We start from the raw sequence: 24,484 nt of genomic DNA, 5'->3' as shown, positions 1-24,484 counted from the left end.
CCGCTGTGGCCCGGGGCGGAAACGGACGAATCGTCAGCTGAACCGGCGACCCTCGTCCCGCCGGTACGCCCAGCCGGCGAGCGCGGCGAGCAGCACCACCCAGACACCGAGCATGATCACTGCCAGCGGCTCCACGTCGTAGTCGGCCGCCGCCGCCCACATCAGTTCGGCAGCGCCCCGGGTGGGCAGGTACGGCGCGATCGTCTGGATGAACCCGGGTGCGTCGTCCGGCGCGGAGAGCAGACCACCGCCGAACGCCAGCGGTAGGAAGAGCACCTGCGCGACCACGATCGCCGCCTTGCTCGGCAGCGAGTAGCCGATGGCGAGCCCCATCAGCGTGAACGGCACCGAGATGACGGCCACGGTGCCGAGGGCCAGCAGGAACGCCGCCGGGGTGATCGTGGCCGCGGTCAGCGTCGCGCCGATCACCACGACCGGGATCAGCGAGAGGTAGGTCAGCGCCAGGCCGGCCAGCACCCGGCCGGCGAACCGCGGCGCCGGCCCGGCCGGCAGGGTCCGGGTGTACGGGTTCCAGGGCTGGTCGCGGTCCTCGGCGACACCGACGCCGTACTGGAAGATGTTGGCGCTCATCACCGAGAAGGTGACCATCGACGCGGTGGCGTAGGTGGCACCTACCGCGTCGTCACCGGCGAAGGGCACCACGAAGAAGATCATGGCGGCGGCCGGGAAGAAGGCGCTGCCGAAGACTGCCACCGGAATCCGGATGATCTCCAGGAGCTGGTAGCGGGCGTGGACAAGGGCGAGCTGCACGGTCGCCTCCTCAGACGCTTGTGGGTCGGCCGCCGGCAGCGGCGGTGGTGGGTCGGCCGGTGCTGGCGGGCGCGTCGCCGCTGGGCGCGTCCCCGCTGGTGATGGCGAGGAACGCCTCCTCCAGCGACGTCGGCCGTACCTCCAGGTCGGTGAACGGAGTCTGGGCCGTGACCAGCGCCCGGACCAGCTCGTCGGCGTCGGTGGTGAGCAGGTGCAGCCGACCGTCCACCCGTTCGGTACGGACGACACCGGGCAGGTCGGGCAGGTGATCGGCGACCAGGCTGACCCGACGTACGCCGACGATGCCGCGCACCGCGTCCACGCTGTCGTCGGCGAGCACCCGGCCCTGCCCGATGACCATCACCCGGTGGGCGAGCGTCTCCACCTCCTCCAGGTAGTGGCTGCTCAACAGCACGGTGCCGCCGTCCTCGTGGAAGGCCCGGATCGCGTCCCACAGGGTGTGCCGGGCAGCCACGTCCAGGCCCGTGGTCGGCTCGTCGAGCAGCACCAACCGGGGCCGGCCGACGAACGCCAACGCCACCGCCAACCGGCGGCGCTGCCCGCCGGAGAGCCCACCGGTCTGTCGTCGGACGAGGTCGGCGAGGCCGAAGCGGTCGAGCAGTTCCGCCCGGGGCACCGGGTCGGGGTAGTGCGCGGAGACGAAGTCGACGACCTCGCCGACGCGCAGCGTGCCGGGCAGGCCGGTCTCCTGCGGGGTGACCCCGATCTGTCGCCGGCTCGCCGGGTCGCGGGGGTCACCCCCGAACAGCTCGACCCGCCCCGAGCTGGGACGGCGCAGGCCCACCAGCAGGTTCATCAGGGTGCTCTTGCCGGCGCCGTTCGGCCCGAGCAGGCCGACCAGCTCACCGGCCCGGACTTCCAGGTCGACGCGGTCGAGGGCGAGGACGTCGCCGTACCGGCGGCTGGCCTGGTCGGCGCGGGCGAGGATCATGACTGCTCCTTCGACGGGGTGGGGTCGAGCAGGGCGCGGATAGCTTCGGTGTACTCCTCGAACGCCAGCCGACCTCGCCGGCTGAGCCGGACCAGGGTCGCCGGGGTGCGTCCACGATGGGTCTTGGTGATCTCCACGTAGCCGGCCTCTTCGAGCTTGCGCAGGTGCACCGAGAGGTTGCCGGCGGTCATCGCGAGCAGATCCTGCAGGCGGGGGAACGCGATCCTGTCGCCGACGTTGAGAGCGGAGAGGCTGGCGACCACCCGCAGCCGGGCCTGCGCGTGAATGACCGGATCCAGCTCGGTCACGGCTGCTGCCGCTGCCGCTGTCGCCGCCGGGCGATCGCGCCGGCCACCAGCATTCCGCCGCCGCCGGCCACCGCCACGATGAGCGGGTGCCAGCCCGGCCCGGCGAACGCCCCGACCAGGTTGATCAGGCTGATCCAGACGCCCAGCCGGAACAGGTCCCGGTCCAGCCAGACCGCCCCGCCGGCCATGTGCAGCGCGCCGGTCAACCCGACCGCGGTCGCCGACCAGAGCAGCGCCGCCTGGTCGTGCGGCAGGTGCTCGGAGATGCGGCCCAGCCCCGCGTAGATGCTCACCGAACCGAGGGCCCAGGCGTACCCGTACCACTTCCCGCGCCGGGCGGAGTCACCTGTCACCTGGCCGTAGGCTCGCACGCTGACCACCGCCTGGATCGTTCCGGCGGCCGTGAGCAGGACGAACAGGACGGTCAGCGGCAGCCAGCTCGGCAGGTCGACAAGCGCCCGGTCACCGGGGGAGAACCGCAGGAAGAACAACCCGAAGCCGACCAGCCAGGCGACAGCCCACGGCCAGTAGAGCAGGCGGGCGTCGGGGTCGAGCCGGCGTGCCGTCGCCGACCGTTGGTCCTGGATCAGCCGGAGCGCCGCCGCTGCGTCGGTGGGCGGGGAATCATCGTCGAAGTCCACGCAAACTACTTTACGGAACAAAGTCAAGGCGGGTGACCCCGCCGCGCGGTGGCCCAGGTTCGAGCGCTGTCGTTCCACGTGCCGCTGGCCGACTCCGGCCGCCCGCTACGAGAGATCGCGGCGGCCCTGTCAGCCGGCTGACCCGGCGACGAGCGGGGCGGGCAGCGGCGCGACGTGCAGCACCGCCAGCCGGGACACCGCCCGCGTGAGCACCACGTACAGCCGGTGCAGCCCGCGTGGCTCGGCCGCGACGATCGCGGCCGGCTCGACCACCACCACATGGTCGTACTCAAGGCCCTTGACCAGCGTCGCCGGCACCACTGTGACCCGCTCCGCGGCCGCCACGTCGTCGGCGGTCGCGGTCTCGACGCCGGCCTCGGCCAGCGCCGCGCGCAGGCCGTCGACCGCGTCGTCCGCGGCGATCACACCGACCGAGCCGTCGTGCGCCAGCGCCGCGCGCACCTCGGCCACCGTCGCCGAGGTCAGATCGGTCACCGTACGCACGTCCAAGCCGCCGTCGTGACGCAGCGACTCGGCCGGCGGTACGTCCACAGCGAGCGCCGGAAGCAGCAGGTTCGCGAACGCGACGACCGCGGCGGGCACCCGGAAACCGACTGTCAACGGAACCACCACCGCGTCCGGCTTGCCCAGATGGGCAAGGGACTCCCGCCAGTCCGTCGCCGCCCACGGCGCGGTGCCCTGGGCGAGGTCACCGAGGAGCGTGACCGAGCCGTGCTCGCTGCGACGAGCGATGGCCCGACACTGCATCGGGGAGAGGTCCTGCGCCTCGTCCACCACCACGTGCCCGAACCCGGAGAGCCGTTCCAGCAGCCCGGTCGCCTCGTCGATCAACACCGCGTCGGCGGCGGTCCAACGGGTCGCCTTCGGGGTGCGGGCCGGCTTGGCCCAGGTGAGCTGCGCCTGCTCGGTGTCGCTGAGCAGCCCGTCCGCCGCTGCGGCGAGCCGGCCCGGATCGGAGAACAGACCGTGCACCAGCCCTTCCGGGGTGAGCGCCGGCCAGACCGCGTCCAGGAAGTCGAGCACCGGCCGACAGCGGCTCATCCGACGCAGCCAGGCATCGCTTGGAGACTCCGCACGCCGCGCCTCGGCCTGCCGTTGCAGCAGGCTGACCACCCGCGCCTGGACGCGTTCCCGACCCGTGCCGTACGGCAACCCCTCCCGGCGGGTCTCCTCGACGATCCGGTGCAACGGCTCCAGCCCGATCCGCCAACGGAACGAACCGTCCGACACGGTGATCGACTCGGTCGGGGTGCCGATCTGTGCCTGCACCGCGCGCCGCAGCACGCTCGCCATCCGTACGTCATGTTTCAGCGCGGCCACCGCCGACGCCTCAACCGCCCGGACCGGCACCCGGGAGATCAACTCCTCCACCGTGGCCTGCTCGACCTCGACCTCACCGAGCGCCGGCAACACCGCCGCGATGTACGACAGGAACGCCCGGTTCGGCCCGACGATCAACACACCCGCCCGCCGCAACCGCTCCCGGTGCAGGTAGAGCAGGTACGCGGCCCGGTGCAGGCCCACAGCCGTCTTTCCGGTACCCGGCGCCCCCTGCACACAGATCGAGTCGGCCAGGTCGGCCCGGACCAGCTCGTCCTGCTCCGGCTGGATCGTGGCGACGATGTCCCGCATCGGCCCGACACGCGGACGCTCGATCTCGGCGGTGAGGATCCGACTGGTCGTACCGAGTTCCTCGCCCCGATCCAGCCGCTCATCCTCGAAGCTGGTCAGCGCACCATTGCTGAACCCGAACCGCCGCCGGACCGCCACCCCCTGCGGATCCCGCACACTGGCCCGGTAGAACGAGCGCGAGACCGGCGCCCGCCAGTCCAGCACCAACGGCTCGCCGTGCTCGTCGGTGACGTGCCGCCGCCCCACGTGATATCGCCGCCCGTGATGATCACCGCTGGTATCGGGTGCGGTCGGGCCGTTCGTGGCCGGGTCGTTCGTGGGCCTGCTGGCTGTGGCCCTGCTGTCGGTGGCCCTGCTGTCGGTGGCCCTGCTGTCGGGGGCGCCGCTGTCGGGGGCGCCGGCGAAGTCGAGGCGGCCGAAGAAGAGCGGGGTGGTCGGGTCGTCGGCCAGCTCGGCGACCCGGCGGGCCAGGGTGCGGCCGAGCGTCTCGGCCGCGTACGCGTCGCCGGCCACCTGGTCACCGGTGGCGAAGAGAGACTCGGCCCGCTCCCGCATCCGACCCAGCGCCGCCCGCGAGGTGGTGAGGTGTGCGCGTTCGGCGGCCAGGTCCGCGTCGAGGTCGGTGTCGGTGTCGGCGTCGGTGCTGAGCTGGGTGTCGAGGTCAAGTGCGGGCATGCTGACGTCCCATCGTTCACATCTGCTGCGCGCTCGCGTGTCCGGGGGCGGATGGCCGGCCGCCCGGCGCGAAGACGTCCGTTCCGGTGCAGCTCACCTCGGCCGTCAAGCGGGCTGCAACCCTACGCTCCCCGACCCGCCGCATCCAGCGAATTACCGACGCGACCACCCGACCGAGACGGCGTGTTGCCCGGTCGAGTGTGACCGAGTGGCGTATCGCCGGGTGGCGCGGCTTTCTCGCCGTGATCGACTCGGTTTTCATGAAGTCGCGGTGTCTGGTCGGTGGCATCAGCAGCGCCGGTGGTAGAGGCTGCGACGTGGGGTGCGCAGCGGGTCGAGCCAGCTGGGCGGCAGGAAGTCGGGCCGGCCGTCCGCCGCGATGCGGACCGTCCAGTCGCTGCGGTGGATGAACCGGTGGTGGTAGCCGCAGAGCAGCACCGCATTGCCCAGCGCCGTCACCCCACCGTCGGCCCAGTGCCGGAGGTGGTGACCGTCGCACCATCTCGGCGGCCGATCACAACCAGGGAAGGCGCAACCGCCGTCCCGCAGGACCAGCGCGCGCCGTAGCGGGCCCGTGAAGAGCCGGCGCTGACGACCGACGTCCAGGACCTGACTGTTGCCGTCCAGCACGACCGGCAGCACCCCAGCGTCGCAGGCCAGGCGGCGGACCGCACCGGGCGTGAGGCGCGTGCCGGTCTCCAGTGCTCCGGCGCGTACGCCGTTGACCAGCTCGTCGAGCGACACGGTCACCACCAGCTGAGGACGGTCGCCGCCGTTGTCGGGCAGCTGACCGGTGCGTAGTGCCAGCCGGCAGACTTCGCCCAACGCGTCGGCGCGACGCTGACCAGGACTGCGGTCATCGTGCTCACCGGCCGGGGCGCAGAGCGGATCGATGGCCTCGCGCAGCAGGCTCGCGGTTTCGGTGTCGAGGCTGCCGCTGAGGCGTACCTGCCCGTTCTGCTGCTCGGAGAGCGTGACGTGCCGGCGGGCCTCGGCCCGCTCGGTGGCCCGCTCCAGAGCCTTCAGCTCAGCTTCGTCGGCCAGCTCCGGGGCGACGTGCGTGAGGACGCGTTCGCCGAGCCGGCTCAGACTTGTCGGATCGAAACGGTCGGCCCAGGCGACCAGCAGTTGGGTGGCCTTGTCAGCCACTTCGGGACCGGCTTCCGCCGGGAGGGCGGCGATCGTCTCGGCCACCACCCGACCCTGCTCGACGGTGATGGCGCCGCCGAGTAGCGCGTCGCGCACCGCTGACGGGGCGGCGTCGATGGTGGCGGCGAGCTGGACCAGTTGGCGCGCACCGCGACCGGAGAGCCGTAGTCGCTCCCGCAGCCAGACCGCGGTGGACGAGGCACCCTGCGCGACAGCCACACCGCGGCCGTCCAACTCGCGGACCAGACCGAGCTGGACGGCGGCCAACCGCTGCGCCAACACCTGAGTCGCGTCCAGAGAAGCAAGCAACTCGTCATCGGAGAGCCCCCAGAGCGCGGTCTCGGCGCAGTCGTCAACTGCCCCGCCCACCTGCGCCAACGCCTCCAACATAAAGCCACAATAGAACTGGTGTACGACACTTTCGGGTTAGTGTTGATCAATGAATGGAAACCAAATTCGTCGATCATGACGAGCCACCCGTGCCCTGCTCGTGGTCCGAGCGGAACGTGGGGGTGATGGCGGGTTGGGGGACCTGCCGGGATCATGGGCCTATGACCGAGGCTCGCCCTGACTCGCGCCGGATGACGATCAGCGACCCGCAGGTGATGCGGGCGATGGCCCATCCGGCCCGGATCGCGATCATGGAGTACCTGAGTAGCCGCGAGAGCGGTGCGACAGCCACCGAGTGCGCCGAGATCGTTGGGCTGTCGCCGAGCGCGACCAGCTATCACCTGCGTGCGCTGGCGAAGTTCGGCCTGGTCGAGCAGGCGCCGAGCCGGGGGGACGCGCGCGAGCGGCTGTGGCGCGTGCCGAGTCTGAGCGTGCTGGTCGAGGCGGGTCGTGATGCCGGGCCTGAGGCGCGTGCGGCTGAGCAGGCGCTGGTGGAGGCGCATGCGGTCCGGGCCATGGAGCGGACCCGGGACTGGTTGCGGCGCGCTGGGGACGAGCCCGCCGAGTGGTACGACACGGCCCTGTTCAGCGACACGCTGTTGCTGCTCACCGCCGAGGAGTTGGCCGAGTTGAACGAGGCGGTGCTGGCGCTGCTCCGGCCGTACCAGCCACGACGGCGGCAGGGTGATCCACCGCCGGGGGCGCGCACGGTAGCTGTGCAGTACCGGACGGTGCCGCTGGCATAGGCAGGGTTGCATGGATCAGTTGTGAAGGATTATCTTCGAAGTATGTCCTTCACAACTGGAGAGTCGCGCTGGGCGGACGTCTGGATCGCCGCCGCGGCTCGGGGCACCACGATCTGCGGGGACTTCCTCGCGGCGACCGCCCTGGCGCTGGCCCTCCAGGGTGCCGGTGCCGGCGGGCTGGCCGTGTCGGGGCTACTGCTGGCCGCAACCCTGCCCCTGGTGGTGCTCGCCCCACTCGCGGGTCGACTCGCCGACCGGATGGACAGCCGTACCCTGCTGGTGACCATCGGGTTCGCGCAGGCCGCGATCTGCGCGCTCCTCGCCGTCGTCGAGCAACCGGTCCTGGTGGTCGGGCTCGTCACCCTGCTGGCCTGCGGGCTCGCAGTGACCCAACCCTGCCTGGCAGCGCTGCTGCCGGCGATGGTCCGTCCCGCCGACCTGCCGCGGGCCAGCGCGATCAGTCAGACCGCCGTCTCGCTCGGCGCGCTCGGCGGCCCGGTGCTGGCCGGCCTGTTGGTGGGGCAGTTCGGCACCCGCGTACCGCTGCTTCTCGATGCCGCGACCTACCTGGCGCTCGTGGTCGCGGGCCTGCTGCTGCGGACGCGACGCGGCGGCCGCCAGCCCGCCACCAGCCAGGCCCCCGCAAGCAGCCAGGCCGCCGCAAGCAGCCAGGCCGCCTCGGGCGGCGTGCCAACCGCCGGGGGTACGGAGAGCGGCTGGCGGCTGCACCGCGACCCGCTGATGCTCGTCATGGTGGTGAGCACCGCCGTGGTGATCGCGGCGATCGGCGGCATCAACGTGATCGAGGTCTTCTTCATCCGGGAGACGTTGGGAGGTTCACCGACCACGTACGGCCTGGTCAGTGCCGCATGGATGGCCGGCATGCTGCCGGGGACCTGGCTCGCCGTACGACTCGCCAGGCGGCTCGACGACGATGGCGCGTTGGTGCGTGGGGTGCTGGCCACTCTGGCCGTGTGCAGCCTGATGGTGTTGCTCGCGGCGACGGTGCCGGCGGCGGGTGTGTTGGTGCCGCTCTGGCTGGTGGGAGGTGCGGCCAACGGTGGCGAGAACGTCTTCGCCAACCTGCTCACCGCTCGCCGGGTGCCGGAGGCGATGCGCGCTCGCGCGTACGCCAGCTACGGCGCGGCGGTGCAGGGTGGCTCGATGGCGGGCTTCCTGATCGGCGGGGCGTTGCTCGCGGCCGTGCCGCCTCGGCCTCTGATCGCCGGTGCCGGTGTGGTCGGGCTGCTGGTGGTGCTGGTGTTCGTGCCGGTCGTGACCCGGGCGGTACGACGGTCGTCAAGTGCGGGCTTGGCCACTCCGGGCCGGCCCGCCGAGCCGGAGCCAACCGCCGGGGATACGGTCGGGCCATGGCTGAGCGCATCGCACGCCCGCGGGTCGGGCACATCCAGTTCCTGAACTGCCTGCCCATCTACTGGGGTCTGATGCGCTCCGGTGCCCTGCTCGACGTCGACCTGCACAAGGATTCGCCGGACCGGTTGAGCGCGGCGCTGGTCGCCGGCGATCTCGACATCGGCCCGATCACGCTGTTGGAATACCTGAAGCACGCCGACGAGCTGCTGCTCCTGCCGGACCTGGCGGTGGGCAGCGACGGGCCGGTGCTCTCGGTCAACATGGTCTCCACCCGACCCCTCGGCGAGCTGGACGGCGCCCGGGTGGCGCTCGGTTCAACCTCGCGGACCGGGGTCATGCTGGCGCAGCTGCTGCTCGCCGAGCAGTACGACGTGCGGCCCGAATACTTCCGCTGCCCGCCGGATCTGACCCAGATGCTGCTGGAGGCCGACGCCGCCGTGCTGATCGGCGACGTGGCGCTGCGGGCGTACTACGAGGCACCGCAGAAGGGCCTCACTGTCACCGACCTCGGGCAGGCGTGGCGGGAGTGGACCGGGCTGCCGATGGTCTTCGCCGTCTGGGCGGTCCGCCGCGACTTCGCCGCCGCCCACCCGGGCCTGGTCAAGGAGGTGCACGAGGCATTCCTGCGTTCGCGGGACCTCTGCCTGGCGGAGCTGGACCAGGTCGCCGAGGCGGCGGCCCGCTGGGAGACCTTCGACGCGGAGACGCTTGCCACGTACTTCCGGACCCTCGACTTTTCCCTTGGCGACCGGCAGGTCGCCGGGCTGCGCGAGTGGGCCCGGCGGGCGGCGGCGATCGGCGAGGCCCCGGCGCTGCCGGACGGCGGCCCCGAGTTCTTCGCCGGCTGACACCGCCGGCCCCGGGGCCAGCGCAGCCGGCGTCAGCCTGCGCGGCTCAGGTGCCGGGGCGGAGCAACGCTTCGGTGATCTTCTCGCAGTTCTTCATGCCGTAGTCGTAGCCCATGTTGATCGGGTACTTGACCATCACGCCCATCGTCCAGGTGTCACCGATGGCCAGGCAGTTGATGTGCATCTCCTGCTCCTTTGTCCGGTCGATCCACCCGTTCTTGATGGCGATCTTCTTCTGCTCGGAGGCCGGGAATGCCTTGCGGATACCGAAGTCGCCGGCGCCGCGAACCTGCTTCATCTCGTTGAGCAGCCACTTGGTCCACTTCGGCCCGGCGGCCGTGCCGGTGACGATGCAGTTGCCCAGCCGGGCGGTGTCCCGGGGGGAGAGCGCCGTCCGGCTCCAGCCGCCGTCGGGGGCGACGCTGCTGTCGGTCAGCTTGCACATGGAGATGAGTCGCTTGATCGAGGCGTCCCGGTCGACCTGGTTGTAGAACTGTTCGGCCCGGGTGTTGTCGCTGTCCCTGATGATCCGTGTCGCGTCGGCGAGCTTCGCGTCGCTCGGGGTCTGGCCGTCGTCGGCCGCGCGACGCAGGTAGTCGGCGACGATCCATGCCTTGATCATCGAGGCGGTCGTGCTGGTCTCGCCCATGTTCTTCGAACCGATGATCTTTCCGGTTCGCCGGTCGAGGACGCTCCAGGAATACCAGCCCTTGATGTCCAGCTTGAGGTCCTTGGCCACGAAGGGCAGCGGTTCCAGCGACGGGCTGGGGCTCGGGGACGGCGAGGACGGCTGGCGGGCGCTGCGGTCGGTGCCGGCGCCGGTGGGGCGGTCGCTGGTGTCGGAGCCGGCGTCACCCCACTTGGCCGCGGCGGACGACTCGAACGGCGACCCGGGCAGCAGCCGCAGCGACACCAGGACCAGCCCGATCAGGATGACAGCGACGGCGATCAGCCGAAGCGGGGACGCCTCGCCGCCGTTGCGCCGGTCGACCCGACGGTTGCCGGCCATCAAAGCTTCCCGACCGGCTGCTGCGGCACCTTGAGCGCGGCTCCGGGCTGCGGGGTGACCAGTTGGGTGGCCACACTGGCGCAGACCTTCGCGCCGTAGTCCAGACCGGTCCTGATCGGGTAGCGCAGCATCACCGCGAGGCTCCACTTGCCCGTGACGGCGAGGCAGTTGACGTGCCAGGTGCCGTCGCCGTAGATGGGGGTCCACCCGTTCTTGATGCTGACCGGACCCTGCGCGGTGATCGACTTGGGCAGACCGTCGATGATCCCCCAGCGGCCACCGCCGGACGAGGGTCGCTGGTCCTTGGCCGCGGTGGTGCCCTTGACCTTGCTCATCTGGTCCAACACCCACTTGGTCCACTTCTGACCGGCGGCCTTACCGTCGGCGATGCAGTCGCCGACCCGGACCGCGTCGCGGGGGGACATCCGGGTGAAGCTCCAGAAGCCGGTGTACGGCTTGACGTTGCCGCGCTTGGTGTCGGTCAGCCCGCAGATCTTGATCGCCCGCTGGATCACCGGATCGGGGATGCTGCTGGACGAAGCCTTGTACGAGCCTCCCGCGGCGGCGTAGACCTTGTTGGCCGCCCCGTCGTTGCTGTCGACGATGGCGACTCGAGCCGCCTCCTTCATCGCTGCGGACGGCTCCTTGTCGCCGAGCTGTCGCAGGTAGTCGGAGACGATCCATGCCTTGATCATCGATTCGGTGGAGCTGGTCGCGGTCATGTTCGGCGACCCGGAGATCTTGCCGGTCTTCCGATCCATCAGAGCCCACGAGAAGAACTCACCCTTGAAGCTCACCGACACCGGGCCTGCCGCCAGGGTGGGTGGCGGTGGTGGGGCGGGTGCGGGAGCGGCGACGCTCGACGTACCGCCTCCGCCGCCTCCGCCGCTGTCGTCACTGGCGAGTCGGGCGTACGCGGTGGGGACCAGTAGGACGCCGCCGAGCACGACCGCCGTGATGGCGAGCACCAGGGTCACGCGAGATCGCATGAGTGGGTGAACTCCAGGTGTCAGGGCCGGGGGGACCGGCTTGTCGTCGGGACGAATCGGTGCGATCGCCGAGGCCGGGGGAGGTGGCCTCTGTGGAGACGTCGATGTCGGCAGCCGATCGGTTGTCCGGCAGAAGTCTACGTCCGGACCGGCCGACCGCCAGGGTTCGACACTAGGCAACCTGCGATAAAGGCGGGATATGGGCCCGGTATGAGGTTTTTGCAGGGATTCATCTTTGTTTCGTGGCCTAAGTCACGACGACAGAACGACGTCCAGGTAGCACAAAGCAGTCATTCGATTACGGATGGGATGCTCGGATTTCTGTTACACCCCCTGGTGCAACGAGGCGCAAGCTGTAACACTTAGCGTCATGTATGGCAACGACTTCTCCGCCCCGAACGGCACCCCGGACGAGGCGCCCGGCGGCCTGCTGGGCGAGGTCGAGGCCGCCGAGGCAGAGCTGCGAGCAGCGGCGGCGCGCGGGCGGCGTGGCGGCCCCGCGCCGGACGAGGACCTGGCGGCGTACTTCGCCGAGGTGGTCGACGCCGAGCAGAAGATCGAACCCCGCGACTGGATGCCCGACGCGTACCGGCGGACGCTGATCCGGCAGATCGCCCAGCACGCCCACTCCGAAATCATCGGCATGCAGCCGGAGGGGAACTGGATCAGTCGGGCGCCGTCGCTCAAGCGCAAGGCGATCCTGTTGGCCAAGGTGCAGGACGAGGCGGGTCACGGCCTCTACCTCTACGCCGCCGCCGAGACCCTCGGCATCAGCCGCGACGAGCTGGTCCAGCTGCTGCTCGACGGCCGCCAGAAGTACAGCTCGATCTTCAACTACCCCACTCTCAGCTGGGCCGACGTCGGCGCCGTCGGATGGTTGGTGGACGGCGCGGCGATCGTCAACCAGGTGCCGCTCTGCCGTTGCTCCTACGGCCCGTACGCCCGCGCGATGATCCGGGTCTGCAAGGAGGAGTCGTTCCACCAACGGCAGGGGTACGAGATCCTGCACACCCTGGGGCACGGCACCCCCGCGCAGCGGGCGATGGCCCAGGACGCGGTGGACCGATGGTGGTACCCGTCGCTGGCCATGTTCGGCCCGCCGGACGGCGACTCCACGCACTCCACCCAGTCGATGGCCTGGAAGATCAAGCGTTTCTCGAACGACGACCTGCGGCAACGCTTCGTCGACATGTGCGTCCAGCAGGCCGAGATCCTCGGGCTGCGCATCCCCGACGCCGACCTGCGCTGGAACGACGAGCGACAGGCGTACGACTACACCCAGCCGGACTATGACGAGCTGATGCGGGTGATCTCCGGCGACGGTCCGTGCAACCGCGAGCGGATCGCCCACCGCCGGGCCGCGCACGCCGACGGCACCTGGGTACGCGAGGCCGCCGCGGCGTACGCCGCGAAGCGGGCGGGACAGAAGGAGACGGTGGCCGCGTGAGCGAGCGTAGCGAGCAAGCCGAGCAACCCGGCATGACGAGTCATTCGCCTCTGTGGGAGGTCTTCGTGCGGGCCCGGCGCGGGCTGTCGCACACGCACGTCGGCAGCCTGCACGCCCCCGACGCCGAGCTCGCGCTGCACAACGCCCGCGACCTCTACACCCGCCGCCAGGAGGGCGTGTCGATCTGGGTGGTGCCGGCCGGCGCGATCACCGCGTCCAGCCCGGACGAGAAGGACGCCTTCTTCGACCCGGCAGCCGACAAGGTCTACCGCCATCCCACCTTCTACGAGGTGCCGGACGGGGTGGCGCACCTGTGAACGGGCCCTTCGACTACACCCTCTCGCTCGCCGACGACGCGTTGGTCGCGGCCCAGCGGCTGGCCGAGTGGGCCACCCGCGCACCGGAGATGGAAGAGGACATCGCGCTGGCCAACATCGCCCTCGACCAGCTCGGCGCGGCGCGCCTGCTGCTGTCGTACGCGGGCGAGTTGGAAGGCGCCGGCCGCGACGAGGACGCGTTGGCGTACCTGCGCGACGACCGCGAGTTCCGCAACGCGCTACTGGTCGAGCTGCCCAACGGCGACTTCGCGGTGACGATGGCGAAGCTGTTCTTCCTGGCGGCCTACCAGCTGCCGCTCTACACGGCGCTGGCCGGCTGCGCGGACGAGCGGTTGGCCGCCATCGGCGCGAAGGCGCGCAAGGAGTCGGCGTACCACCTGGACCACGGCGCGCTGTGGGTGAAGCGGCTCGGTGACGGCACCGAGGAGTCGCATCGTCGGATGCAGACGGCCGTCGACCAGGTGTGGCCGTACACCCATGAGCTGTTCGCCGCAGACCCGTCGGCGCCTGTCGACCCGGCCACAGTGCGGCCGGCGTTCGACGAGGTCGTCGGCCCGGTGCTGGCCGAGGCGACGCTCACCCGGCCGGACAGTGCCTGGGCCCCGGCCGGCGGGCGGGCCGGTGTGCACACCGAGCACCTGGCCTACCTGCTCGCTGAGATGCAGGTGCTGCACCGGGCCCACCCCGGAGCGAACTGGTGAGCGCGAGGAGTGCAGCGCAGCGGAGCCCCGCAGTCGCGAACGCGAGTGGCACAGTGAACCCCAGAGACGCGGTCGCGTCGGTGGTGGACCCGGAGATCCGGGTCATCACCATCGACGAGCTGGGCATCCTGCGGGCGGTCGAGGAGGATCCGGCCAGTGGCCGGGTCACCGTCACCATCACCCCGACCTACACCGGCTGCCCGGCGATGGACGTGATCCGGGCCGACATCCGCCGCGCGCTCACCGCCGCCGGCCACCCGGACGTGAAGGTCCAGACCGTCTACAGCCCACCGTGGAGCACCGACTGGATCTCCAAGGGTGGGCGGGCCAAGCTCGCCGCCGCCGGGATCGCCCCGCCGGCCCCGGTGCCCACCGCCGGCGTCGTGTCGCTGACGCTCGCGGTCCGCTGCCCGCAGTGCGGCTCGCCGGAGACCGAGCAGGTCAGCCGGTTCGGCTCCACCGCGTGCAAGGCGCTGTGGCGGTGCCGTTCCTGCTCCGAACCCTTCGACCACCTGAAGGCGCTGTGACTGTCACCATCACCCGCCCGGTTCGCCGCCGGCCGGTCTTCCACCCGCTGTCCGTCGCCGCCGTCGACCGGCTCACCGACGACTCCGTGGTGGTGACCTTCGCCGTACCCGAGGAACTGCGGGAGACCTTCGCGTTCCGCGCGGGCCAGCACCTCACCGTGCGTCTTCCCGGCGGAGCCGCGGCGGACGGCGCGGACGTGCGCCGGTCGTACTCGATCTGCTCCACCCCCGACGACCTGGCCCGGCGCGGCCGGTTGCGGATCGGGGTGCGGGAGATCCCCGGCGGCGCCTTCTCGGCGTTCGCCTGCGGGGCGCTGCGAAGTGGCGACACGGTCGAGGTGCTGCCGCCGCTGGGCACCTTCACCACGGCGTTCGCGCCGGACCGCGCGCGGCACTACGGCGCGGTAGTCGCCGGCTCCGGCATCACCCCGGTGCTCGCGCTCGTCGCGACAGCCCTGGCCGTCGAGCCGGCCAGCACCTTCACACTGGTGTACGGCAACCGCACGGCGAACACCGTGATGTTCGCCGAGGAGTTGGCCGACCTGAAGGACCGCTATCCCACCCGGCTGCACCTGGTGCACGTCCTCTCCCGGGAACAGGGCGAGTCGCCGCTGCTCTCCGGTCGGATCGACGCCGAGCGGCTGGGCCGGCTGCTGGGCACCATCGTGCCGGGCGACCTGATCGAGGAGTGGTTCCTCTGCGGCCCGTACGCCATGGTGGTCGACGTCCGGGACGTGCTGACCGCACACGGGCTGCCCGAGTCGGCGGTGCACACCGAGCTGTTCCACGTCGACACGCCACCGGAGCCGGTGCGCCGACCCGCCGACCAGGCGGGCGCCGGGGCCGAGGTCACCATCGTGCTGGACGGCCGGTCGTCGAGCTTCACCATGGGCCGCGAGGAACGGGTGCTGGACGCCGCGCTGAAGGTGCGGGGCGAGCTGCCGTACGCCTGCAAGGGCGGTGTCTGCTCGACCTGCAAGGCGAAGGTCGTCGACGGCTCGGTCACGATGGCCCGCAACTACGCGCTGGAGCCCGACGAACTGGCCGCCGGCTATGTGCTGACCTGCCAGTCCAGCCCGACCACCGACAAGCTCACCATCGACTACGACGCGTGACTTACTCAGACCCGTGCAGGAGCTTCTGGCGGAGCGCCTGAAGTGGCTTATCGCTCCGGACGTGGGTCCACTGCCCCCAGCCGTTGATGTCGTGGCCGACGCACGCCTTCAGCGCTGGCGAAGGCTTCGCGTAGGTGGACCCGTCGGGAAGGCGAAGGTGCCCATCTGTGGTGACCACCGCTCGGTGTGTCCTGCCCTTCCGTGACTGAACGTGGATGAGTTCGTCGCCTGGGATCAGCAGCTTGGCTTCGATTAGACCCATAAGGTCTCCGCCCGGCCGCCGATCTTCCTTCGCTTTCTCGGGGCCGAGGTCGAGCCCCAGCAACCGGCGGAGCACGTCGTTCTCCCGATCGACGAAGGGCTCCGCGTGCTGCTGAAGCAGGGCGTACACCTGGTCGTCGATTTCGATCTTGTGCATCGGCACGGTGTGCTCCTCAGGCAGTTCTTTGGGGAAACGTGTTGGTGGCGGCGTCGGACTCCAACGTGGCCACCAGGCCTGGCACCGAGGTCGAGGGGTTCCGGTCGGCTAGCGGCAGGCCTGCGCTCAGCCTGTCCAGTCGCGCCGCCCGACGGAACGCGTCAGGACGGCCCGCTTTGAGCATTTCGAAGTCCAAGAGCTTGCCGCGTCGGCGATAACCACACGGGTGCCGTTCCAGTCGGCGGCACGCCTCGTCGGACGTCAGGTAGGACAGCTCCTCGTAATGAAGAAGGAGGTAGACCTCGAAGCAGGGATTGGAAATAGCGCAGTTGATGCCGTTCCGCGCGGCCAGTGCGACTGCCGCGCCGAGGCGGGCGTGTGCTTCTGGAGCTTCAACGTCGAAGACGCACCAGACCTCGTCGTAACCGTCACCCTGGGCGGCGGCCCGGTTGGTCTCCGCGACGGCCTTCTCGACAACGCCGTACGGCTCGCCGCGGCCGGAGAAGACTTCGATCCGCACATTGCCCGCCCGTAGCTCGCGGCGCAGGCCCTTGAAGTACAGCGTCTCGGTGTTCTCGCCTTCGGAGCAGACCAGGTAAGTCTTGCGCTCCTGTCGTTTTCCGGGCTGGCGGCGCAGCGGCTTGCCAGGGCGGGCCATCAGCGGGCGGCCGAGAAGTAGCGCACGACACGGGGCATAAACAAACTCTAGCCACCAAGACACCAGACTTCAATTGCCAGTGTCTGCGAGTTAAAGTTTTCGGCTGGTGTTCTCAGGCAGCACGCGTCGGCGGAGCGAGGAGATCCAGCACCTCGTGGTCCAGGAAGGGCACGGCACCGTAGCGGCCCTTCAGGTACCTGCCCTCGACGTCGTCGAGGCCACCGCGTACCCGAAACTCGCTGAGGGGGTAGAGCCGCGTCGCGCCGCCGCTGTCCTTCTCGGTGAGCCAGATCTGGTCCCGGCTGAGTCGGAGATTACGGTGGCGGCCGAGGAGCCCGACATCGTGACTGTTGAAGATGAGCTGTGCGCCGTGCGGGTTGGTGTCCGGCTCGTGGAAGAGGCGAATCAGTTCGGTCGTGAGGAGCGGATGCAGCTCGCTACCAAGGTCGTCGACGGCCAGTAGCCCACCGGCGTCGAGTGCCCGCACCGCCAGTTGCAGAAGATCGAACCAACTGCGGGTGCCGGCTGACTCCCACTGCCAAGGCAAAGCTGCTTTCCCGTCCTCGGTGTGCGCCGAGTGCACAAGCTCAATCTGCGGCTCTGTTGGGCCAGTGCCAGCCTCTGACTCTCGCTGAACGAGCGCCGCGCCGACGATGCCCAGATCCGCGAATCGGAGGAGCGCGAGCATTCGATCGTCTGGTAGGACGTGTGGAGGTCGAGCGATCGACACATCGCCCGAGGCGACCATCTGACGAGGACTGAACCAGCGGTAGATCTTGCTCAACTGTGGGTGGTTCAGCGTGGCTGCCGCGGAGAGGAAGAGGCTGTTTGGTCGGACAGTCTCCGCGATCAGCTCGCGCGGGCCGGTCAAGTTGTTCCCGAAGTGCAGTGAGGCGCCGTCGCGCTCAAGGTAGATCTGCCGCCGGCCCTTCGGGAAGGCATACAGCCACTCCTGTCGGATTACCTCGTCGTCCAGCGAGAAGCCGAACTCGTACCTGACGTTCTCGACGACGAAGTCGAAGACGAACTCGCTCGGCAGGTTCCCGCTCTCGTGGTCGAGCCGGAAGGGCCAGCGACCCGGGATCGGTTCTTCCGGTAGCCAACGCTGGTGAGATAGTCGAACCGCGTCGCGCGCAAAGCCGAGGGCCTTGACGATGTTGGACTTGCCTGAGGCGTTGGGGCCGAAGATGCCTGCCACAGGCAGAGCGGACAGTTTCTCCCGCGGCACCGGCCGGACGGCGAGGTCCGGGTGCTCGTCGGCGGCGATGAGGCTCAGCTCGGCCTCGTCGCGGAGGGAGGCGAAGTTCGTCACCCGGAAGCGCAGCAGCATCCTCTAGCTCAACTCCTAATCCCCGGAACAGCCATTACAATACCCGCTCTTGTAGCTTCAGGCGTCAAGAACTGACGTTTTGGCCTACCTGAGTGCGCCGAGGGTGCGTTTTGGTGTCCGAGCGCGCTGAGGCTCAGTCGTTGGGGCGGACGTGTGCGGTCCAGTAGGTGAGGTCGGAGCGGTGCTCGACGAGGGAGACCCGTTCGCCGCACGCCTCCTCGATTAACTTGACTGCCTCGTCGAGATGGGCCGGGTAGTGGTCCCAGTCGTCGTCACGGAACAGTTGCAGGCCGACCTCGCCTCGGTCGTCGCCAAGCGCTACGGCGGCCTCGGGTGGCACCAGCACCACTGTGTAGCGGCTCGCCTCTCGCTCCGCCTCGGTCGGTGTCGGCTTCTCCTCCCGTCCGTGCCGCCGGAAGTGAGCGATCACCGACGGGATCGGCCCGGGTGAATCGGCTGGATCGTAAGGTCGCAGCCAGGCGGGCTGTTGGGTCCAGATGGGCATCGCAACCTCCGGGGGTGGGGAACGGGATTCAGCAACGTTGCTTGCGATGGTTGCGGGTTGCTGAGATCAAGTCAATACTCAACGCGACGAGTTCATGCCGTCAGCGTGATGGTGTGACGAGAGTCGACGCGGAGGATCAGGGATGCCCAAGGCCAGTCAACCCACGGTCGTCGGTCGAGGGCTCGGCGGTGAGTTACGCGAGCTGCGGGAGGCGCGCAAGCTGCCTTTGCGTCGGGTGGCCATCCGGCTGGGCTGGCAGCCGTCCAAACTGTCCCGGATGGAGACCGGCATCCAGGGCATCCAGGCCGCGGATGTCGCGTCGCTGCTGGTGATCTATGGCGTGACCGGGGACGAGCGCAAACGCCTGCTCGGAATGGCCGATCGGTCGGCCGAGTCCGGGTGGTGGGAGGCGATCGGCGGCCTGTCCGACGAGTCCCGGACGCTGATCCGGTTGGAGGCCGAGGCGACCAGCATCGTGAACTGGGAGCCGTTGCTGGTGCCGGGCCTGTTGCAGATTCCGGACTACACCCAGGCGCTGATGCGCAGTGGTGGCATCGCGGATGACGAGGCGCAGGGGCGGGTGGCGGCCCGGTTGGGCCGGCAGGCGATTCTCACCCGCGCCACGCCGCCGTCGCTGCACGCTCTGCTCGACGAGGTGGTGTTGCGCCGGGTGCTCGGCGGCCACCGGGTGATGGCCCGTCAGCTTCGGCACCTGATCGATGCCGCGGAACGGCCGAACGTGACCTTGCAGGTGGTGCCGCTGGCGGTCGGCGGGCACACCGGGCTGGATGGGTCGTTCGCGCTCTTCGACTTTCCCCGCAACCGGGCGGTGGTCTGTCTGGACCACAAGTTGGCCGGGCTGTTCCTGGAGGAGCCGCCGCAGGTGGCGCACTTCCGGCGGGAGGCCGATAGGCTGGCCGAGGTGGCGCTGAGCCCCGTCGATTCGGTGGAGTTCGTTGCGCGGGTCGCAACGGAGCACGAGCGAGAGTGAGCCCCTGATGATCACTCCGGAGCTGTCCGGCGCGACCTGGCGCAAGTCCAGCCGTAGTGGCACCAATGCCAACTGCGTCGAGGTCGCCGAGCTGACCCACGCGATCGCCGTACGCGACTCGAAGGACCCGGCCGGCCCGGTCCTGGCCTTTGACCTGTCGGTTTGGTCCCGTTTCGTTGAGGCCGTGCCTCGGGCGGGGCGCCAAGCTCGGTGACCGAGGCGGGGTCGCCCCGCCCGCGCCGATCTTGCAGTTTCGGTCGCCAAGATGCGCGCAATGCCCCCTATGTCGCGACAGCAAGTGCAAGATCGCGGAAGGGTGCAGCAGCCATGAAGACCCCTCCCGGAAGGGGAGCATCGTCGGCGTAGGCTCGGGGGGTGACGGTGAGCCGGGAGATCGACGACATCCTGCAGCGCGGCGCGGACGGCGGGCGGATCACGCCCGACGAGGCGCTGCTGCTCTACACCGAGGCGCCCTTCCACGCGTTGGGCGAGGCGGCGGACGCGGTGCGTCGGCGGCGCTACCCGGACAACGTCGTCACGTACCTGATCGATCGCAACATCAACTACACGAACGTCTGCGTGACGGCGTGTAAGTTCTGCGCGTTCTACCGGGCGCCCAAGCACAAGGAAGGGTGGACCCACCCGACCGAGGAGATCCTGCGCCGGTGCGGCGAGGCGGTCGAGCTGGGCGCCACCCAGGTGATGCTCCAGGGCGGGCACCACCCGGACTACGGCGTGGAGTACTACGAGGAGTTGTTCTCCTCGGTCAAGCAGGCGTACCCGCAGCTGGTCATCCACTCGATCGGCCCCAGCGAGATCCTGCACATGGCCAAGGTCTCCGGGGTGAGCCTGGACGAGGCCATCGCCCGGATCAAGACCGCCGGCCTGGACTCGATCGCCGGCGCCGGCGCGGAGATGCTTCCCGAGCGGCCCCGCAAGGCCATCGCGCCCCTGAAGGAGTCGGGCGAGCGCTGGCTGGAGGTCATGGAGCTGGCCCACCGGCAGGGCATCGAGTCGACCGCCACCATGATGATGGGCACCGGCGAGACGCACGCCGAGCGGATCGAGCACCTGCGCATGATCCGGGACGTACAGGACCGCACCCGCGGTTTCCGGTCCTTCATCCCGTGGACGTACCAGGCGGAGAACAACCACCTGAAGGGCCGCACCCAGGCGACCACCCTGGAATACCTGCGGCTCGTCGCGGTGGCCCGGCTCTTCTTCGAGACCGTGCCGCACCTGCAGGCGTCCTGGTTGACCACCGGCAAGGACGTCGGGCAGCTCTCGCTGCACATGGGCGTGGACGACCTCGGCTCGATCATGCTGGAGGAGAACGTCATCTCCTCCGCCGGTGCGCGGCACCGCTCCAACCTGCACGAGCTGATCGGCATGATCCGTTCGGCGGACCGGATCCCCGCCCAGCGCGACACCCTCTACAACCGGCTCGCCGTGCACCACACTCCTGCCGACGACCCGACCGACGAGCGGGTGGTCTCGCACTTCTCCTCGATCGCGCTGCCCGGTGGCGGCGCGGGCCGATCCCTGCCTCTGGTGGACGTCAACTGACGCGCCGTCTGCTTCGCGACGGCCACGGCCACGGCCACCTCGGCACCCGGCCGTTCGGCTGATCGACGCTCATGCTCCCGCCGGATCACCCCCCGGCGGTACGGGTGGTCCCCGCCGCCGCAGCGTCAGGCTGTCCGGTGCGGGGCTGGTGGAGATGATCGTCGGCCGCTAGCGTCCCGGCTCATATCCGTGACCACCGTCGCCAGACGGGGCTGTCCTCCATCGGCCCGCTGCGGGTCGTTCATATAACGCACGGCAGTACGGGCGGGATGGGTGACCATCCCGCCCGTACTGTCTGCCCAGCTGGGGCCGGACGGATGAAAACGGGTCCGCCTGCTGGCGTGGAAGATCGGCCTCCGATAGCGTCCGCTCGTTCCGCAACCATTCTTTCTTCCCTACCCCCGGGGGACTGATGACAGCGTTCCACCGCTCGACGCTGGTGCGCGCCAGTGTCGTGGCGCTGCTCGCGGCCGGCGGCATCGCCGCCGTGGCCGCCCCAGTGCTGGCGGCCGAGCAGGCCGACCTGGCCCTGGTGCCGCTCAGCTACAACCTGGCCAAGGGCGTCACGGAGGCCAAGAGCAAGCCGTTCAAGTTCACCGTCGACAACACCCGGAGCGAGGAAGACGCCAAGGGTGTCAGTTACACAGTGGACACCAGCAGGCTGAAGACGAACAAGGTCCGGGTCGTGGTGCCCGACGGCTGCCGGGTGAACGGCAAGAAGTTCACCTGCCGCCTCGGCGACCTGGCCGCCGGCACCAGCGAGGACTTCGGCATTCCGATCTTCTCCACCGGTGGTAAGGGCGCCGCCGGCACGCTTGTGGTCACCATCCGTTCCGCCACGGAGGACCCCAACAAGGAAGACAACAAGGTCGAGCACGACATCACCGTCACCGAGCCCGGGTACGACCTGACCAGTTGGGTGCAGGACGTCAACGCGAACGTCGTGGTGAACGGCGTCAACGGCGATGACCCGGACCTTCGGCCGGTGCGGCCGGGCGAGACTGTGCCTGTCGACTGGGCGGTCTACAACGACGGCAGCCGCAAGGCCACCGGCCTCGCCTACGTGCTCACCCTCCCGGCGGGCGTCACCTTCGACACCCTGCCGGACACGTGCACGCAGCAGTCCTTCGGTGTCGCGCAGGCGCTCTGTCAGGACGACGGCGCGGTGATCCGGCCCGGTGACTACTACACGGCGGACATCAAGGTGACAGTCGGTAAGGACGTCACCGAGCCGGTGCTGCGGGTCGGCGAGCTGGTTGCGCAGGGTCTCGACGTAGCAGCCGGCAAGCCCGAGGAGCAGCCGAAGCGGGCCAACACCGCTCAGCGCAAGACCTTCAGCGAGGTCGACGAGGGCGACAACCAGGCGATCTTCGACGTCTTCGTCGACCAGGCCGAGGACCCGACGCCAACACCCACGCCAACCGTCACCCCGACCGAGACGCCGACTCCGACGCCGACGGTCACCCCGACGGAATCGCCGACGCCGACGGCTACGCCGACCGAGTCGCCGACTCCGACGCCGACGGTCACCCCGACCGAGACGCCGACTCCGACGGCTACGCCGACCGAGTCGCCGACTCCGACGCCGACGGTCACCCCGACCGAGACGCCGACTCCGACCGAGACGCCGACTCCGACGCCGACGGTCACCCCGACCGAGTCGCCGACCCCGACCCCGACGGCTACCCCGACGGACACGCCGACTGTCACTCCGACGCCGACCGCGACGGCAACCCCGACCGAGACCCCGACCGCGTCGGCCACGCCGACTCCGGTCCCAAGCGGTACGACGACGCCGGGCACGACCGTCTCGCCGGGTGCCGGCGGCGGTTCCGACGGTGGCGGCTCGGGCGGTGGCGGCCTGCCCGTGACAGGTGTGCAGGTCGGCCTGATCGGCGGGATCGGCGTGATCATCCTGCTCGTGGGCGGAGCGCTGCTGGTGCTCAGCCGTCGCCGCAAGGTGGTCCTGGTGTCGCCGGCCGACGAGAAGTCGACCGACTGACACCGGTGGCCTGACCAGCGGCGCGCAGAAGAGGCGCGACCGCGACGGGTGCGAGGACGACGCGCGTCCTGACCGAGGCGTCATGGACGCGGGCACGACGCGAGGGCGGGGTGGGCGACCACCCCGCCCTTTCGCGTAGGCGGGGCGTGCCGCCCACCCAGCGAGCGTCGCGGGGCGTGCCGCCCACCCAGCGAGAGTCGCTTGGCGGGCGGCTGGCAGAGTGGAGGGGTGAGCCGTACCCCGCAGGGCCAGCGCGCCAGTCTGGACAAGCAGCCGCACGAGGTCGCCGCGATGTTCGACGGCGTGGCAGAGCGTTACGACCTGACCAACACGGTGATCTCGATGGGTCAGGACCGCTCCTGGCGCCGGGCCACCCGGGCGGCGCTCGGGCTGCGACCAGGCGAGCGGGTGCTGGACGTGGGGGCGGGCACCGGTGTCTCGACGCGGGAGCTGGCCCAGTCCGGGGCGTACGCGGTCGGGGTCGACCTGTCGTTGGGCATGCTGCACACCGGCAAGCGGGCCCGGCCCGAGGTGCCGCTGCTGGCCGGAGACGCGCTGCGCCTGCCGTTCGCCGACGCCAGCTTCGACGCGGTGACCATCTCCTTCGCGCTGCGCAACGTCAACGACACCGACGCGGCGCTGCGTGAGTTGGCCCGGGTGACCCGGCCGGGTGGCCGGTTGGTGGTCTGCGAGTTCAGCACCCCGGTCAACCCGGTCTTCCGGACGGTCTACCTGTCGTACCTGATGCGGTCGCTGCCGGCGGTGGCCCGCACGGTGTCGAGCAACCCCGAGGCGTACGTCTATCTCGCCGAGTCGGTCCGGGCCTGGCCGGCGCAGTCCGCGCTGGCTGGGCGGGTGGCCGCGGCCGGGTGGGGACGTGTGGCGTGGCGCAACCTGACCGGTGGCGTGGTGGCCCTGCACCGGGGGATCCGCGAGTAGCTGACGGACCGCATTGAGCGGCACGGACATTATTCAGGTTCCGGTAATATCGGCTTTTAGTCCACTTTGCCCCGTACGCTCGATCGCATGACCGGAGCAGACCCGGCGGACCCGGTGGCCGCCACCGACGACGACGCGGCCGAACTCATCGCCCAGTTGCGCCAGTTGGCCGGGGCCGACCCGGTGGAGGTCCGGCAGGTCGTCGCCGAGGTGTTGGCGGCACTGGACCGGGCTGCGGGTGGGGCGCTCCGCGAACATCTGCCGGAGGCGATCCGGGTCGACGCGGGCTTGGACGCCTCCAGCCCGGCCTGACACCCGACCGCTGTGGACGGTCATCGGCTGTCACATCGGCGAGTTAGGTACCCCTGATCCTGCGCTGGTATGACGCCGGTCATACACTCGTCCCGTCTGGCTTGTGAAGCATTTCACGAGCGTGCGGGAG

At 70.1% G+C, this 24,484-nt stretch carries 26 protein-coding genes; 14 read left to right on the top strand and 12 right to left on the bottom strand.

Going from position 1 to position 24,484, the window contains the following annotated elements; genetic code table 11:
- Window positions 1-33 precede the first annotated feature (33 nt).
- The 6 genes from KBX71_RS23000 to KBX71_RS22970 form a co-directional block, all read right to left on the bottom strand.
- Window positions 34-771, bottom strand: a complete 738-nt coding sequence (locus KBX71_RS23000) for an ABC transporter permease (RefSeq protein ID WP_210819989.1) — start codon at window positions 769-771, stop codon at window positions 34-36.
- 10 nt (window positions 772-781) lie between these two features.
- Window positions 782-1,723 (bottom strand): ABC transporter ATP-binding protein, encoded by a 942-nt coding sequence (locus KBX71_RS22995; RefSeq protein WP_247683951.1) that lies wholly within the window; start codon window positions 1,721-1,723, stop codon window positions 782-784.
- The gene (locus tag KBX71_RS22990; RefSeq protein WP_210819988.1) at window positions 1,720-2,031 is read right to left on the bottom strand and encodes a transcriptional regulator; all 312 of its coding nucleotides are present in this window, start codon (window positions 2,029-2,031) and stop codon (window positions 1,720-1,722) included. The genes KBX71_RS22995 and KBX71_RS22990 overlap by 4 nt, the downstream gene beginning before the upstream one ends.
- Window positions 2,028-2,672 carry a transporter gene (locus KBX71_RS22985; RefSeq protein WP_210819987.1) on the bottom strand — a complete coding sequence of 215 codons (645 nt, stop codon included), beginning with the start codon at window positions 2,670-2,672 and terminating at the stop codon, window positions 2,028-2,030. The genes KBX71_RS22990 and KBX71_RS22985 overlap by 4 nt, the downstream gene beginning before the upstream one ends.
- A 129-nt stretch (window positions 2,673-2,801) precedes the next feature.
- A complete protein-coding gene (locus tag KBX71_RS22980; protein ID WP_247683950.1) occupies window positions 2,802-5,000 on the bottom strand; it encodes an AAA family ATPase in 2,199 nt (732 codons plus the stop codon).
- A gap of 288 nt (window positions 5,001-5,288) precedes the next feature.
- Window positions 5,289-6,539 (bottom strand): HNH endonuclease signature motif containing protein, encoded by a 1,251-nt coding sequence (locus tag KBX71_RS22970; protein ID WP_210819986.1) that lies wholly within the window; start codon window positions 6,537-6,539, stop codon window positions 5,289-5,291.
- Between the two features lie 161 nt (window positions 6,540-6,700).
- On the opposite strand from KBX71_RS22970, the gene KBX71_RS22965 reads away from it, so the two are divergent.
- Genes KBX71_RS22965 through KBX71_RS22955 form a run of 3 tightly spaced genes read left to right on the top strand, consistent with a single transcriptional unit; the run spans window position 6,701 to window position 9,507 of the window.
- Window positions 6,701-7,285, top strand: a complete 585-nt coding sequence (locus tag KBX71_RS22965; protein WP_124821359.1) for a helix-turn-helix transcriptional regulator — start codon at window positions 6,701-6,703, stop codon at window positions 7,283-7,285.
- Window positions 7,286-7,327: 42 nt separating this feature from the next.
- Window positions 7,328-8,704, top strand: a complete 1,377-nt coding sequence (locus tag KBX71_RS22960; RefSeq protein ID WP_210819985.1) for an MFS transporter — start codon at window positions 7,328-7,330, stop codon at window positions 8,702-8,704.
- Window positions 8,656-9,507 carry a menaquinone biosynthetic enzyme MqnA/MqnD family protein gene (locus KBX71_RS22955; protein WP_196920646.1) on the top strand — a complete coding sequence of 284 codons (852 nt, stop codon included), beginning with the start codon at window positions 8,656-8,658 and terminating at the stop codon, window positions 9,505-9,507. Before KBX71_RS22960 ends, KBX71_RS22955 begins: the two co-directional genes overlap by 49 nt.
- A 46-nt stretch (window positions 9,508-9,553) precedes the next feature.
- Here KBX71_RS22955 and KBX71_RS22950 read toward each other — a convergent pair whose 3' ends face one another.
- Both KBX71_RS22950 and KBX71_RS22945 read right to left on the bottom strand, forming a co-directional pair.
- Complete coding sequence (locus KBX71_RS22950) at window positions 9,554-10,516, bottom strand: hypothetical protein (protein ID WP_210819984.1); 963 nt, start codon at window positions 10,514-10,516, stop codon at window positions 9,554-9,556.
- Complete coding sequence (locus KBX71_RS22945) at window positions 10,516-11,505, bottom strand: hypothetical protein (RefSeq protein ID WP_210819983.1); 990 nt, start codon at window positions 11,503-11,505, stop codon at window positions 10,516-10,518. Before KBX71_RS22945 ends, KBX71_RS22950 begins: the two co-directional genes overlap by 1 nt.
- A gap of 370 nt (window positions 11,506-11,875) precedes the next feature.
- Between KBX71_RS22945 and paaA the strand changes: the two genes are divergently transcribed.
- Genes paaA through paaE form a run of 5 tightly spaced genes read left to right on the top strand, consistent with a single transcriptional unit; the run spans window position 11,876 to window position 15,633 of the window.
- The gene (gene paaA, locus KBX71_RS22940) at window positions 11,876-12,952 is read left to right on the top strand and encodes a 1,2-phenylacetyl-CoA epoxidase subunit PaaA (RefSeq protein ID WP_210819982.1); all 1,077 of its coding nucleotides are present in this window, start codon (window positions 11,876-11,878) and stop codon (window positions 12,950-12,952) included.
- Window positions 12,949-13,269 carry a 1,2-phenylacetyl-CoA epoxidase subunit PaaB gene (gene paaB / locus KBX71_RS22935; protein ID WP_374102628.1) on the top strand — a complete coding sequence of 107 codons (321 nt, stop codon included), beginning with the start codon at window positions 12,949-12,951 and terminating at the stop codon, window positions 13,267-13,269. The genes paaA and paaB overlap by 4 nt, the downstream gene beginning before the upstream one ends.
- Window positions 13,266-13,991, top strand: a complete 726-nt coding sequence (gene paaC, locus KBX71_RS22930) for a 1,2-phenylacetyl-CoA epoxidase subunit PaaC (protein WP_210819981.1) — start codon at window positions 13,266-13,268, stop codon at window positions 13,989-13,991. The genes paaB and paaC overlap by 4 nt, the downstream gene beginning before the upstream one ends.
- 53 nt (window positions 13,992-14,044) lie before the next feature.
- Window positions 14,045-14,518 (top strand): 1,2-phenylacetyl-CoA epoxidase subunit PaaD, encoded by a 474-nt coding sequence (gene paaD / locus KBX71_RS22925; protein ID WP_210819980.1) that lies wholly within the window; start codon window positions 14,045-14,047, stop codon window positions 14,516-14,518.
- On the top strand, window positions 14,515-15,633 hold the full coding sequence (gene paaE / locus KBX71_RS22920; protein ID WP_210819979.1) for a 1,2-phenylacetyl-CoA epoxidase subunit PaaE: 1,119 nt from the start codon (window positions 14,515-14,517) through the stop codon (window positions 15,631-15,633). Before paaD ends, paaE begins: the two co-directional genes overlap by 4 nt.
- A gap of 1 nt (window position 15,634) precedes the next feature.
- On the opposite strand, the gene KBX71_RS22915 is transcribed toward paaE, so the two are convergent.
- The 4 genes from KBX71_RS22915 to KBX71_RS22900 all read right to left on the bottom strand — a co-directional run bounded on the left by KBX71_RS22915 (window position 15,635) and on the right by KBX71_RS22900 (window position 18,469).
- On the bottom strand, window positions 15,635-16,051 hold the full coding sequence (locus KBX71_RS22915) for a hypothetical protein (RefSeq protein ID WP_247683973.1): 417 nt from the start codon (window positions 16,049-16,051) through the stop codon (window positions 15,635-15,637).
- A gap of 16 nt (window positions 16,052-16,067) precedes the next feature.
- Window positions 16,068-16,709: an RloB family protein gene (locus tag KBX71_RS22910; protein WP_210819977.1), complete on the bottom strand. Its 642-nt coding sequence runs from the start codon at window positions 16,707-16,709 to the stop codon at window positions 16,068-16,070.
- Between the two features lie 112 nt (window positions 16,710-16,821).
- Window positions 16,822-17,907, bottom strand: coding sequence for an ATP/GTP-binding protein (locus KBX71_RS22905; protein WP_210819976.1), 1,086 nt, complete (start codon window positions 17,905-17,907; stop codon window positions 16,822-16,824).
- A 265-nt stretch (window positions 17,908-18,172) separates the two neighbouring features.
- Window positions 18,173-18,469: a hypothetical protein gene (locus KBX71_RS22900; RefSeq protein WP_210819975.1), complete on the bottom strand. Its 297-nt coding sequence runs from the start codon at window positions 18,467-18,469 to the stop codon at window positions 18,173-18,175.
- Between the two features lie 217 nt (window positions 18,470-18,686).
- Between KBX71_RS22900 and KBX71_RS22895 the strand changes: the two genes are divergently transcribed.
- The 6 genes from KBX71_RS22895 (at window position 18,687) to KBX71_RS22870 (ending at window position 24,354) form a co-directional block, all read left to right on the top strand.
- Window positions 18,687-19,535 (top strand): helix-turn-helix transcriptional regulator, encoded by an 849-nt coding sequence (locus tag KBX71_RS22895; RefSeq protein ID WP_210819974.1) that lies wholly within the window; start codon window positions 18,687-18,689, stop codon window positions 19,533-19,535.
- Between the two features lie 7 nt (window positions 19,536-19,542).
- Window positions 19,543-19,749 carry a DUF397 domain-containing protein gene (locus KBX71_RS22890; RefSeq protein WP_210819973.1) on the top strand — a complete coding sequence of 69 codons (207 nt, stop codon included), beginning with the start codon at window positions 19,543-19,545 and terminating at the stop codon, window positions 19,747-19,749.
- A 161-nt stretch (window positions 19,750-19,910) separates the two neighbouring features.
- On the top strand, window positions 19,911-21,101 hold the full coding sequence (mqnC, locus tag KBX71_RS22885; RefSeq protein ID WP_210819972.1) for a cyclic dehypoxanthinyl futalosine synthase: 1,191 nt from the start codon (window positions 19,911-19,913) through the stop codon (window positions 21,099-21,101).
- A 412-nt stretch (window positions 21,102-21,513) separates the two neighbouring features.
- The gene (locus tag KBX71_RS33905; RefSeq protein ID WP_247683948.1) at window positions 21,514-23,103 is read left to right on the top strand and encodes a hypothetical protein; all 1,590 of its coding nucleotides are present in this window, start codon (window positions 21,514-21,516) and stop codon (window positions 23,101-23,103) included.
- A gap of 228 nt (window positions 23,104-23,331) precedes the next feature.
- Complete coding sequence (locus KBX71_RS22875; RefSeq protein ID WP_124821348.1) at window positions 23,332-24,042, top strand: demethylmenaquinone methyltransferase; 711 nt, start codon at window positions 23,332-23,334, stop codon at window positions 24,040-24,042.
- 87 nt (window positions 24,043-24,129) lie between these two features.
- Window positions 24,130-24,354: a hypothetical protein gene (locus KBX71_RS22870; protein WP_210819971.1), complete on the top strand. Its 225-nt coding sequence runs from the start codon at window positions 24,130-24,132 to the stop codon at window positions 24,352-24,354.
- The last annotated feature ends 130 nt before the right edge of the window (window positions 24,355-24,484 follow it).

Origin of the sequence: Micromonospora sp. D93 (assembly GCF_018070365.1) — a bacterium.
GTDB lineage: Bacteria > Actinomycetota > Actinomycetes > Mycobacteriales > Micromonosporaceae > Micromonospora > Micromonospora ureilytica.
This window is presented reverse-complemented; position numbering and strand designations above follow the sequence as displayed.